At 54.3% G+C, this 13,055-nt stretch carries 10 protein-coding genes; 6 read left to right on the top strand and 4 right to left on the bottom strand.

All coding sequences use genetic code 11. The features are described 5' to 3' along the window. Position 1: 1 nt before the first annotated feature. Positions 2-805: a 3'(2'),5'-bisphosphate nucleotidase CysQ gene (locus tag JM93_RS10545; protein ID WP_244300804.1), complete on the bottom strand. Its 804-nt coding sequence runs from the start codon at positions 803-805 to the stop codon at positions 2-4. Then, positions 792-2,135 carry a TldD/PmbA family protein gene (locus JM93_RS10540; protein ID WP_145343069.1) on the bottom strand — a complete coding sequence of 448 codons (1,344 nt, stop codon included), beginning with the start codon at positions 2,133-2,135 and terminating at the stop codon, positions 792-794. The genes JM93_RS10545 and JM93_RS10540 overlap by 14 nt, the downstream gene beginning before the upstream one ends. Before the next feature lie 327 nt (positions 2,136-2,462). Here JM93_RS10540 and JM93_RS10535 point away from each other — a divergent pair, with 327 nt between their 5' ends. Continuing rightward, positions 2,463-2,972, top strand: a complete 510-nt coding sequence (locus JM93_RS10535; RefSeq protein ID WP_145343067.1) for a DUF6101 family protein — start codon at positions 2,463-2,465, stop codon at positions 2,970-2,972. A 107-nt stretch (positions 2,973-3,079) separates the two neighbouring features. Then, positions 3,080-4,384 (top strand): GGDEF domain-containing protein, encoded by a 1,305-nt coding sequence (locus JM93_RS10530; protein ID WP_145343065.1) that lies wholly within the window; start codon positions 3,080-3,082, stop codon positions 4,382-4,384. 21 nt (positions 4,385-4,405) lie between these two features. Here the strand turns inward: JM93_RS10530 and ubiA are convergent, their stop codons facing one another. Both ubiA and JM93_RS10520 read right to left on the bottom strand, forming a co-directional pair. Continuing rightward, the gene (gene ubiA / locus JM93_RS10525) at positions 4,406-5,350 is read right to left on the bottom strand and encodes a 4-hydroxybenzoate octaprenyltransferase (protein WP_145343062.1); all 945 of its coding nucleotides are present in this window, start codon (positions 5,348-5,350) and stop codon (positions 4,406-4,408) included. 139 nt (positions 5,351-5,489) lie between these two features. Next, positions 5,490-5,996 carry a hypothetical protein gene (locus JM93_RS10520; RefSeq protein WP_145343060.1) on the bottom strand — a complete coding sequence of 169 codons (507 nt, stop codon included), beginning with the start codon at positions 5,994-5,996 and terminating at the stop codon, positions 5,490-5,492. 142 nt (positions 5,997-6,138) lie between these two features. On the opposite strand from JM93_RS10520, the gene purD reads away from it, so the two are divergent. From purD to JM93_RS10500, 4 genes are all read left to right on the top strand, one after another. Beyond that, entirely contained in the window at positions 6,139-7,401 is a 1,263-nt protein-coding gene (purD, locus tag JM93_RS10515) for a phosphoribosylamine--glycine ligase (RefSeq protein WP_145343058.1), read from the top strand. A 64-nt stretch (positions 7,402-7,465) separates the two neighbouring features. Continuing rightward, a complete protein-coding gene (locus tag JM93_RS10510; RefSeq protein WP_145343056.1) occupies positions 7,466-8,380 on the top strand; it encodes an alpha/beta fold hydrolase in 915 nt (304 codons plus the stop codon). A 310-nt stretch (positions 8,381-8,690) separates the two neighbouring features. Continuing rightward, positions 8,691-11,909 carry a putative bifunctional diguanylate cyclase/phosphodiesterase gene (locus tag JM93_RS10505; RefSeq protein WP_208995084.1) on the top strand — a complete coding sequence of 1,073 codons (3,219 nt, stop codon included), beginning with the start codon at positions 8,691-8,693 and terminating at the stop codon, positions 11,907-11,909. Between the two features lie 110 nt (positions 11,910-12,019). Further along, positions 12,020-12,844, top strand: a complete 825-nt coding sequence (locus tag JM93_RS10500; protein ID WP_145343054.1) for a patatin-like phospholipase family protein — start codon at positions 12,020-12,022, stop codon at positions 12,842-12,844. Positions 12,845-13,055: the final 211 nt, after the last annotated feature.

Genomic DNA, 13,055 nt, shown 5'->3' with positions numbered 1-13,055 from the left:
TTCAGGCGCCTGACGCCTTGGAGACAAGGCCGATTGCCTCTCCGATTAGTTGGTCTGGCGCAGCGATCAGTGTTGGATGGCGCACATCGGCTTTGTTGTAACTGACGGTATTTCCCAAAAGGTCACAAACCAGGCCGCCCGCTTCCTGCACCAAAAGGTCCGCAGCTGCAAGGTCCCAATCGCATGGGCCTTTTCGCGCGGCAGCAATATCGATCCGTCCATCGGCGACAAGAGCAATGCGATAGGCAAGAGACCGGATATATTCCGACCGCTGCACACCCGCCCTCGCAACATCGTCATTCGCCGCGATCGAGTGCGGACCGGCCAAGATCGCTCCGTTCATTGTCGGCCGCGCAGATACCGTAATTTCGGTCCCATTCATAGACGCACCGAAGCCAGACTGAGCGGTAAATATTTCGTCCTTCACTGGACAATACACACAAGCAGCCCGAGGGCGACCGGCGCTTACAACAGCGATTGCCACGGTCCATTCGGATCCGCCCGCGAGGAACGCGCGTGTTCCATCGATCGGATCTACAATGAAAACCCGGTCGCAGGAAAGGCGCTCGGGCCGGTCTACTGTCTCTTCAGACAGCCATCCGTAGCCTGGGCGCTGTTTAAGAAGCTCTGCCTCCAAAAACCTGTCGACGGCGAGGTCAGCCTCCGAAACCGGGGACTTGTTATCTTTGAACCATGTTTCGGGGGACTGACCAAAAAAGGTCATGGCCAGACGCCCAGCCTCGCGCGCTGCCTGTTGAAGGAGCTGCAAATCCTGACCATCGATGACCGGATCAGCTGCCTGCAAGTGTCAGCCCTTCGATCAAGATGGACGGGGCAGCGACCGAATACCGATCATCGAGATCGTTGGCTGGAACCATCCGGGCAAACATATCCTTCAAGTTACCCGCAATTGTGATCTCACTCACGGGGCCAACAATTTCACCGTTTTCAAACCAGAAGCCAGACGCACCACGGGAATAATCACCCGTGACACCATTCACGCCCTGACCAATCAAATCCGTTACCAACAATCCGCTGCCGACAGATTTCATCATTTCTTCGGGACTGTTTTTGCCGGGAGAAAGGGTCAAATTTGTGCTGCCGGGACTGGTTCCACCACCCGAGCGCCGTGCACGGCCATTGGGTTCAAGCCCCAGCTCGCGTCCGGTCGCACCGTCCAGAAACCAGGAGGTCAGAACACCGTCATCAATCACGTCCAGGACAGGAGAAGCTGTTCCCTCACCATCGAACGGACGCGTTGCTGCACCGCGCCTTTTGAACGGATCGTCGGTAATCCGCATTCCCTTTGCAAATACCTGATTGCCCATTTCGGACTTCAAAAAGCTGGTACCACGGGCAATTGAAGCCCCGTTGATTGCCCCCGCCAGATGTCCGACCAAGCTGCGGGCCGCGCGCGCCTCATAAAGAACATTCGCTGTCTGGGTCGATACCTTTTCCGGATTGATCCGCCGGACAGCTCTCTCCCCGGCTCGGCGCCCGATCACGACCGGGTCTAGTAGATCTTCCAGAAAGGTACAGTAATCAAAATCATAGTCGCGTTCCATCGCAGTGCCGTCTCCGGCAATTGCCGTCATGGACAGGCCAAACCGGGAAGAGACGTATGACCCCTTGAAGCCGTGGGATGTTGCCAACACGATACCACCGAGACGCCAAGAGGCGCTTGCACCTCCAGACTTTGTGACGTCGTTTACAGCCATGGCCGCCTCTTCGGCGGCCAATGCAAGTTCGGTCAAGGTTGCCGCAGACGGAACGGTGTCATCAAGCAATTCAAGCTCAGGAAATTCCTTGAGCAACCGATCCGGATCAGCAAGCCCGGCAAACGCATCTTCCGGGGCAACCTTGGCCATGGCGACCGCGCGCTCTGCTAGATCCTCGGGATCATTGACCTGATTTGCCGAGACAATCGCCGACTTCTTACCGACAAAAACGCGTAGCGAAAAATCGTCACCTTCCGAACGGTCGGTCTCCTCAACACGCCCGTTGCGGACGTCGGTTCCTAGCGAAACGCCGGTCACAGCCACAGCGTCGCATGCATCGGCTCCTGCCCTTTTGGCGGCTGCAACCAACTGCTCCGCCTTGTTTTCGAGTTTTGCTTGGTTGACCTGATCAGACATTCACACCCGCCTTTTTGTTGTCCCAGCTTGTTTAAGGCGATGCGGTGTTGGCGGCAAGCTCCCAAGCGTTGAACGCAGCGATGGCCAAGGTGAACAGCTTCTTAATGACCAGGTTATAATCAAGTAACCCTATTAATTATTAGATTTTGTTAACTGTACTCGTTAAGTTATTTCGTACTGTTGACGTGTAACTTAGCCCTATTCGCGAGACCTAAACAAAAACACAAGGTCCGACGGAGAGGCAAATTGAGACGTCAAACAGCAAATGACTGGTCATTTACTTCAGGGGTAAGTAATAAAAATCCACTTACCCCTGAAGACTTGCCTGTGAACTTTGTTTCCCAGCCGGGCAGCGGGGGAACAAACACACATGGCTCTTACGTGGTGTCGCTCGACAAGGACGGCGCGTGCTTTCGCCCCGTGACAAGCGACAACCAAGGCACGCTCGTAATACCAACAAAAGTTTTTGATGGGGTGATGGTCGAGGTGAAGCCGGGCACACTTCCTGGCAGCGTTTGCGCCAAGCTGATCCTCAAACACAGCGACGACACATTGTCCGTGGTGTTGTGCGAAACGGACCGGCCGGAAGATCTTGCCAGCGCCTGGCCCGCTTGGTCCAAGGCTCTTGGCTTGCCTATGCTGGTTCGTGACCTCGGCGGCCGGATTAAACCCATCGAGGCCTTTCAAGCAGAAAAAACCGGCGCGCCGCACGCCCGCCGCAAACTCTCAATGCTGACCGGGCGGCGTCCACGCTTCCTTGTGCGCCGTAAAACCGGCAATGCTGAGCGTTCCATAAAATCCTACAAAGGTGAACGTGAAATCATCGCTCGATCGTAAAATCTTCCAGGCTATTTAGTCAGCATTTTTAAACAGCCGGAATATAAAGAGAAAATTACCATTTTTCGGCAACATACTCCCCTAACGTAGTTTGGGAGACAACACACATGGATCTTGACGCGGCAACGCTGCTAACTGCGATTACCGTCGTTGAGTGTGTCGGTGCTCTCCTTTTTTTCCTCGTATGGAAAATCACGCCCCATCAATCGGCCGCGCATAGTGCTTACATAAAAACGCTCGCGGCCGCGCTTGCCTTGTCAGGCCTCGGTCTGTCTTTAATCGGAATGCGATACCATATACCAGAGCTCGCGAGTATGGTAGTCGGCAATGCTTTGTTGTTGCTCGGTGTAAGCCTCAGATGTGTTGCTCTCGCCTATTTCTGGGAGCGCGCACCAAGATTCTATCTCACAGTAGTCCCGCCGGTCGCTTGGTTGATTTTGTGCGCATATCCGCCATTCCGCGCAAACTTTGATGCACACTTTCTGTTCGTTCAATTGTCAATGGCGGCGATATGCGCGTGGGGCGCATTGCAGTGCCTGCGCTTGAACAGCGAAAAGCTTTACACCGCACGGTGGCTCGGCATCGCATTGCTGGCGGAAAGCGTCTCCTATTTTACATTTACAGTCCAGGTGTTCGGCCAAGGGTACAACACTCTGCTTGGCGTCTTTGAGATGCAAATGCTGCAAATCTTCCTGCTTGCAATGCTTTTGACGGCAGTTGCCATTGTGATCCTGGCGTTCTCGGTAGTGATCGAAAAAGACCAGTTTCTGTTCAGGGCCCAAGCCCGCAGGGATCCGCTAACCGGTTTGGCCAACCGCCGCGCCTTTTTCGAAGCTGCGGATGGGTGGTTGTCTGAAAAACACAAAAAGCCTAAGCCCTTCGCGGTCGTCATGATGGACATAGACCGATTTAAAACGATCAATGACACCTACGGACACGCATTGGGTGACGCGATTCTTCAATTGCTTGGCCGGGTTTGCAAGGACACGCTGGACCAGAAGGTCATTGTAGGGCGGCTTGGCGGAGAAGAATTCGCCCTGTTTTTTCCGGACATGTCGAAGGAAAAGGCAGTTGTCCTCGCAGAAAGGGTAAGGCAAAGATTTGCCAAAGGGTCCGAGGACGCCTCTGCCGGCCACCTGAAGGCGACGCTCAGCGGAGGCCTCGCGACCGGCTTCTCGGGATCTCTGACACTCGACCTAGCCCTAAAGAGAGCGGATGAAGCGCTTTACGAGGCCAAAACCGAGGGCCGCGACCGCATTACCGAGCTGAATTATGAGACCATCGTGCCACCTGACCCGGTCATGATCGCCCATGTCAAGAAACACCGAGACAGCGTAATTCTGACAGAACAAACGGCACCGGAAGCAGCAAATACCGACGTGCCCAAAAAACGGGCTGCCGCCAGCGGCTAGGCAACAAGTGCGCACCCGCTTCTAAATTGCCGCAATCGCCGCATCGACGACAAATCCGCCGAATATGAGCCAGCCATAGGCCGCATTCGACCGGAACAACTTTAGGCACTCCGCCGCATCATCGATATCGAGCCTGAGTGCCTGCCAAGCCAGATGAATTGCACCGGCTGCCAGGCCCGCAAAAGCGGCAGGCCCCGCATCTGCAAGGGAAGCCGCAACGGCGAAGAGCGCGGTTGCCAACGCGTAAAGACCGAAAATGGCCGGCTTTGTTCGGTTGCCGAAAAGAAGAGCCGTGGAACGGACGCCGACCAGCGCATCATCCTCTTTGTCTTGATGCGCATATATTGTGTCATACCCAATGGTCCAGCTGATACCGCCTAGGTAAAGAATGACCGGCGCCCAGCCAAGTTCGCCAAAAGCTGCCGCCCAACCCATTAACGCGCCCCAGGAAAAGGCCATTCCGAGAAAGAACTGCGGCCAACTCGTGATGCGTTTCATGAATGGGTAAACTGCGACCGGCAGCAGAGAACACACACCCAAGATGATCGAAAAGGTATTGAACTGCAGAAGTACTGCAAGTCCGATCGCGGCCTGCAAAACCAAAAAGATTTTGGCCTGGGTTCTTGTCACTTGTCCTGCCGGGATGGGACGAGACCGTGTGCGCTCAACCTTGGCATCAATGTCTTGATCGATCAGATCATTGTAAGTGCACCCCGCACCCCGCATTGCAATGGCGCCAATTAAAAACAACACCAGATGATAGGGATCTGGAAAAGCTGATCCGCTCGCAATGGCTGCAAGAGCCGCAGACCACCAGCACGGCCACAACAAAAGCCACCAGCCGATTGGCCGTTCCCAACGGGCAAGTCTTGCATAAGGGCGCGCCCAGACCGGCAAACGTGTATCTACCCAGTGCTGCTTGACAGCATCTGCGACGGGCCCGGTATCTTTCGTCGAAAAAAACATGCCCTTCCTTACCCTCAGGGCCTTGGTCGTTTCCAGAACTTTATGCGCGTGTGTCCAAACGTAGGGTTCGCTCCAGGCCGCCGCTCTACTGCGCGGCATTTTAAGGGTGATGCGAAAGTGCGAGGATCAATCGAACATGTCAGCCGAACAGGCGCTTGAGGCCGACCCTGCCCCCCTTTTCCTCTAATGGTGGATCAGGTTGATTTACCTCTCTAACGTATTCAACCAGACCAACCGCCTCAAAGCCGCGATCGTGAAAATAGTCTTCATTGGGCACAAGGCCATGTGATCGAACCACGACCCCAACCGCTCCAAGTGTTTGCAGATCGTCGAACAACAACTCCAGAACTCTGTCGCGAAGGGGTTTGTTGTCTGAGTGCGGCCCGCACAGATGGAAGATCTCCAACTCGGCAACAAGGCCGCCATGCTGGATAGAGTGAACGAAGCTCAGACTTAACAGCCCTAGGGCGTAAAGATCCTGCATCACAAGGTATACCCGCCCCTTCAACGGCTCAACCAGGAGATACCTGAAAGCAATTCTATGTCGTTTTGGAAAGGGCCGTCTATGATAAGAAAAGGCAAGTTCTGCCATTTCTTCCGCCTTGCGGTGCAAAGCGGGGCCTGCCAAAGCCAACTCCACCCTCATGCGCAGTTTCCCGATTCCATGGGTTTCGCGCCGCGGACATTGCCGTTGAGCAGAGCTGGTGGTAAGTCGCTAGCCGACATCATCCAACCCTTTCGACGATACCTTTTTAATCATCAAAAAGGTAAAATCTGATGGAAGCTTCATGAACATCCTTCTCATTGGCTCTGGTGGCCGCGAACACGCTTTGGCTTGGGCGATCTCGAATTCGCCATTGATGACAAAGCTCTTTGTCACACCGGGAAATGCCGGCATCGCACAAATCGCTGACGTTGTCCCGCTGGACGCCTCGAACCATCAGAACGTGATAGATTTCTGTAAAAAACAGCAAGTGGGTCTTGTCGTAATTGGTCCCGAAGCCCCGTTGGTGGCCGGACTTGCCGACGATCTCACTTCTGCGGGGATAAAGGCATTCGGCCCGACAAAGGCAGCTGCGCAGCTGGAAGGATCAAAGGCCTTTACCAAAGCGGTATGTGATGAAGCCAGCATTCCAACGGCAGCTTACAAGCGCTTTGAGGAGGCCCAATCTGCAAAGGATTACATCCGCTCGCAAGGTGCACCCATTGTCGTCAAAGCGGACGGCCTTGCGGCAGGAAAAGGCGTCGTAGTGGCGACGACCGTGCAAGAGGCGTTTGATGCCGTTGAAGCATGTTTTGACGGCAGCTTTGGCGAGGCCGGCGCATCTGTTGTTGTAGAGGAGTTCCTAAGCGGAGAAGAAGCGAGCTTTTTTGTGTTGTCAGATGGCAAGAACGCTTTACCGCTGGCAACGGCGCAGGATCATAAACGGGCATATGATGGAGACAACGGGCCGAACACGGGGGGCATGGGCGCGTACTCCCCGGCTCCAGTGATGAGTGAAGCCCTGGTGGCGGAGACCTTGTCAAAAATCATCGAGCCGACAATCCAAACTCTGGAAGCTCGGGGAACGCCGTTCAAAGGTGTGCTTTATGCCGGGCTCATGATCACACAAAACGGACCGAAATTGATCGAATACAACACACGATTTGGCGATCCGGAGTGTCAGGTGTTGATGATGCGCTTGAAAGACGACATTGTAACTTTGATGCTGGCTGCCGTCGACGGAACACTCGATAATGTAAGTGCACGCTGGTCAGACGATGTCGCCCTGACCGTAGTCATTGCGGCCAAAGGGTATCCCGGCAATTATCAAAAAGGAACGGTGATCAAAGGCCTGGAGAATGCGGCGGCGGATCCTGATGTCGAGGTGTTTCACGCCGGAACGCGCGAAGTGAGCGGCGATATTCTTGCGAACGGCGGACGGGTGTTGAATATCACGGCCCGCGGCGCCACGGTTGCAGAGGCTCAACAGCGGGCTTACGCAGCTGTCAAGAAAGTCGACTGGGCGGACGGTTTTTGCCGTAGTGATATTGGCTGGCGCGCCATTTAGGATTGAATTATCGATATGGCGCAACCTACCAAACCTCAAATGCAATGGAACTCAGGACCGCGACATGACTGTTGAGCTTCCAGATCTGTTTCCCGGTTTTCCAGAACACAGGATCAACACGCAACTAGGTGAGCTTTATTGCAGAACCGGCGGCAAGGGGCCTCCCCTGCTTCTCATACACGGATACCCGCAGACCCATGTTATGTGGCACCGGGTGTCGCCGACACTTGCTGAGCATTTCCGCCTGATTGCGGTTGACCTCCCGGGCTACGGCTTTTCGGAAATTCCGGCCCTGACCGACAATCATGGCAACTACAGCAAGCGTGCGACAGCCGCTGCCCTCACCGAATTGATGTCGGCTCTGGGACATGAAAAATTTGCAGTTGCCGGCCATGATCGGGGTGGACGGGTTGCCTATCGGATGGCTCTCGACCATCCAGAGCGCGTCGGCTCTCTGGCGGTTTTGGACATCCTACCCACTGTTGAATACTGGAACAAACTCGACCGGGTCTTTGGCCTGAGCATCTATCATTGGATGTTTCTCGCTCAGCCCGCGCCGTTTCCCGAACGGCTGATTGCCCGCGACGCCGTCGGCTACCTTCGCCACACATTGGCCAGCTGGACAGCAGAAAAGTCTCTTGCGGCGTTTTCAGACGGGGCTCTTTCGCATTACGAAGCCTTTTTCTCGGCCCAAGAACGCATAGCGGCCACTTGCGAAGACTACCGCGCCGGCGCTGGATTAGACGTTGAACATGATCTGCAAACCCAACGGGACGGCATTAAGATTAGTGCCCCGACGCTGGCACTTTGGGGCGAAGCGGGCATCGCGTCCAAAGTAAGTTCACATCTCGACACCTGGGCGAGCTGGGCAGATTGTGTCAGTGGAACCGGCCTTCGCGGTGGCCACTTCATTGCCGAAGAAGCTCCCGCCGCCACCTCAAACGAACTCTTGAGATTCTTCCGGCACCATACTGGCTAGCTCTTTGACCACCTAAACATATTCGTATTTTTGCGTATCCCAGCCGGATATCGAAAGGGATTGAATCGAGTGCAAGCACGTGCCATGGTTGTGCTTAAGATGCACTGAGGGTGCTAAAAAGTGCTGTCTATCCAGCATAGTAGCGGTTGGTTTGTTGAGTTCCGGCGTTCAACCAAGATTAACCTGTGTAGTCTAAACTGCCGTGGCGAATGCAATGCGGTGGAATCATTTGCAATAACAAAAACAACATCGCGTGTGCTTTCGGGTGGGGCAGTAATCAGCAGCTTATCGGCTGCTGTGGGAGACTAGTGTGGGCGGCGATAGACGACTTGGGAGGAATCCAAACATTGAAAACGAGGGCTCAGATGTCGCTCGTGCATCACGCCTGGAATCGATCCTTGGAAGCTGGAGCCAGAACGGACGCCATTTCTCTCGTCCACTCCAAGTCACTTTTCTGCTTTTTCTGACGCTCGCTCTATTCGCCCTTACAGCCCAAAACATAATCAACGAGTATCGCAACCTCAGAGCGCCGGTCGACAAGACCGTTTCATCCGCGCAGACTTTATTCTTGCACCAAAAGTCGATTGCCATGGCCGGCCTGACGCGCACTATCAGCGTATTGTCGGGTGATCCGGACCTTGTGTCTGCAATGCGTGCAGAAGACAGCGCTCGCATCGAGCTCGCCGTTCAGCGGCTCCTGACGGAGGTTTCTGGTGAAGCGGACAAACCCCAAGTCTCGATCTACACACCGGCCCGGACTGCGCTTTACAAATCCCACAACAGATCAAAAACCGGCACGGCCGACCGTGGGTACATCCTTTCAGTCGCCCAGCTTATTGGGCAAACATCACGCGGCCTTGAGTATGGCGATACCTCCGTCCCGGCGATTACAGTTGCAAGGCCATGGGTGCACTCAGGAGAGACGCTGGGTTACATAAAGCTTGGTATAGATATCTCCGGCCCCTTGAGCGCGATCGGCACAGCAATCGACGCCGACATTGTGAAAGTCGTTGATACGGCATCCCTTTCCGCGCAAAACTCGGCCATTGCAGAAGAGGCTGAGTGGCTAAAAAGCGACCGGTTTATGTTTCGCGCAGTCGGATCGGGACCAGCGCCCGCCTTTTTCTCAGAAGTCCTGCAAACTGGCGCTTTGAGTGGTTCGTTTGCGGAAAAGTCCTTTATAAGCGGTGGCAGACTTAAAGTTGTCCATCCCTTCCCCGTAACGTTGGCAGATGGCACGAAAGCCACTTCGCTGTATCTCCTGCAAGATTTGACGGACGAGTTTCGGGCGTTTGCGCAAAGTGCGGGCATCTCGCTCGTTGCCGCATTGTTGCTGGCTGCCTTATCCTGGATCAGCTTCAAGCGGCTCTTAGGAACCGTCGAGGCCTCGGTGCTGGCAACCCGCGAACGGTTGGAACAGGAGGTTGCTTCCAACACTGAAGAACTGGAATACAGCCGCAATAGATTGCAAGAGGCTCAGCGTATCGCTTCGATCGGTAGTTGGGAACGCAATCTGGAAACAGGTGAATTGCATTGGTCAGAGGAGCTCTACCGCATTGTTGGCGTTCCCACAGACACTGATGCGGTGAACGCCCGCAAGGCGCTCTACCGTCAGATCCCGGCCGCCGAGCGCCCGATGGTAGAAAAGTCGATACAGCATGCAATCGACGCCGTTTCCAACTTCGATTTCGAACACCGGATCATTCGTGACGATGGCTCTGTCCGCTATCTTCACGTGCGCGGCTACGTCATCGCCAACCACGATGGCCTGCCCAAGCGTATGTTTGGCACCGTCCTCGACATCACAGAACGGCACACGGCCCAGGAGCAAAGCCAGTTGCTCGCAGGGATCCTTGAAGCGTCTCTCAACGAAGTTTACATCGTCAATGCAACAAGCTTTAAAATCGAGCACGTCAATCAGTGTGCCCGTGAAAACCTGGGTTACCATGCTGACGAACTCTACGAGCTATGCCCTTGGGACATAAGCCCACAGCATACCGAACAAACTTTCCGTGACATGGTTGCCCCTGTCCTCGACGGAACAATGCCGCTCTTAAATGTCGAAGGGATACAGCTTCGGAAAGACGGAACAAGCTATCCAGTCGAAGTCCGTTTCCAGCTGTATAGAGAACGTAATAAGGACCTTTTGGTTGCGATTGCGAATGATTTGACCGAACGATCGGCCCGTGAGCGCGAAATCCGCTCGGCCAAGGAAGAAGCCGAACGGATGGCTTATTTCGACACGCTGACCCAGCTACCTAACCGTGCTGCGTGTCAACGGGATGCTGAACACGCATTTTCCAAGGACAGCTCCCTACGGCCAAAATTCATCATCCACTTAGACATTGATAATTTTAAACGGATCAACGACACGCTCGGTCATTCGGCCGGCGATTATTGCCTTGATGAGGCAGGAGAACGTCTTCGCACCTGCTGCACCGGCCTGGGTCAAGCCTATCGGTGGGGCGGCGACGAGTTCGTGATCGTTGCAAGTGGTCCGGATGTCGACGCCGAAGAGCTCTGCGAACGGGTCAATCTGGTAATGCGTGCCCCAATGGAATTCGACGGCAACCAGATTTGGCCGTCGGTCAGCATGGGGGTTGCAAGATGCCCGGAGGATGGCGACACGTTCGAAACGCTTCTCGTCCACGCGGATCTTGCGCTTTACCGCTCTAAGGACAGCGGCAAGGACCGCTGGTGCTTTTTCACCAGCGACATGAAGATTGACAGCGATGCGGAAGCACGCACGGAACAGGAGCTGAGAACGGCGATCCGGAACAACGAATTCTTCCTGGTGTTCCAACCGCAAGTTAATATTCGCACTCAAAAAGTCACCGGCATCGAGGCATTGATCCGCTGGAACCACCCAACTCGCGGCGTTCTGGGGCCTGGCGCCTTTTTGCCGGTAGTCGAAAAATCGAATCTGGCCGCAACAGTCGGAGACATCGTCATCGACAAGGCCCTTGCGGCAGCCCGGTCGTGGATGGACCGCGATCTTGATTTCGGGCGAATTGCTGTCAACTTGTCACCGTCACACCTGACATCCGGGACGCTTCTCAACGATTTCAATGCGGCTATGAAGAAACATGGCGTGGGGCCCGAACACCTGACAGCGGAAGTTCTGGAATCGGTGTTTCTCGACGATGAGCGCTCGGACAATTCCCAGGTCCTGGAAGAGCTGCACCGCCTCGGAGTACATATTGAGCTTGATGACTTCGGCACTGGCTATGCCTCCCTGTCACACGTGGCAGACCTTCCGATTAACGGGCTCAAGATAGACCGGTCGTTCACCGCGCAGATTCTGGACGACGGGAAGAAGGAAGTTGTGGTGAACCAACTTATCCATCTAGCGCGGTCCCTGGACATTGGCGTGATTTGTGAAGGCGTGGAGACAGATGCGCAATTTGATCGTCTTCGGATGATGGGAGACTTCTCCGTTCAGGGTTACCTTATTGCGCGGCCTATGCCCTTTGAAGACATTACAGAGTGGCTGTCCGCGTCTCCGGAAGATCTGCTGTTTGTTGTCTAACGAACTCTTGGTCGCCATTTCCTTGAGACGCGAACCAACTTGCCTCTTGATGGTACGCATCCGCGTGGCCCATAAGTGCCGAGCAAACACGGCATTTTGAGGAAGCAACTATGGCAACGCCAAAAATCGGACTGGCCCTCGGCGGCGGCGGTGCCCGCGGAATGTCGCATATTCCTGTTTTGGAAGCACTAGATGATCTGGGCATTCGGCCGCATGCGATTGTCGGCACTTCGATCGGCGCCGTATTCGGCGCTGCATTTGCAGCCGGAAAAACCTCAAAAGAAATCCGCACAATCGCAAGCGCGACCTTTGCCGACAGAAACGCAGTCCTCTCGCGGATCTGGCAGCTCCGGCCCAAAAAATTTCAGGAGCTGTTTTCGGGCAACACGGTTCAGTTTGATCCACTCAAGGTTCTTGAAGTCTTCGTCGGAGAGCATCTTCCTAAGACATTCGAAGACCTCGAAATTCCACTCACTGTACTCGCCACCGATTTTTACGGCTGCGAGGAAATCGATATTTCCTCGGGGGCCCTGCTGCCGGCAATAGCTGCCTCGGCCGCGATTCCCGCGGTATTCCGGCCCGTAAAGCTCTATGATCGCATTATGGTAGATGGTGGCGTAACAAATCCGCTACCGTTTGATCGCCTTCCACCAGACTGCGACTTGATTATTGCCGTCGATGTAGTGGGCAAACCGATACCAAGAATTGGACGTCAAACCCCGACAACAATGGATGCAATTTTCGGCACATCCCAAATTCTCATGCAGTCGATAACCTATGAAAAACTTAAGACAAGGCAGCCGGATATTCTGCTCCGACCCGAGCACGACAATATACGGGTTCTTGATTTCATGAAAACGGATCAAATCATTGCAAAGGCGGAACCGCTTCGCGATCAAGCAATCACTGCCCTAACGAAGCTGATCAAGAGATAGTAAAAAATATCGATAATTAAATAGTTTAGTGTTCAGAAATTATACCTAATACTATTTTTTTCTGAATTATTACGAGCATTTACAAAATAAGAAGCCTTACGATCGTAATCTATAAATCGGTGGCTTAGCAGCAGAACAGTCTTTGTTAAAGGATGCGTTCTCTTGTTTGTTTTGGATGCGCTTCTTGGGCGCGGTGTGCACCTAGACGCTG

The sequence above is a fragment of the Roseibium hamelinense genome, assembly GCF_007830545.1.
Classification (GTDB): Bacteria; Pseudomonadota; Alphaproteobacteria; order Rhizobiales; family Stappiaceae; genus Roseibium; species Roseibium hamelinense.
This window is presented reverse-complemented; position numbering and strand designations above follow the sequence as displayed.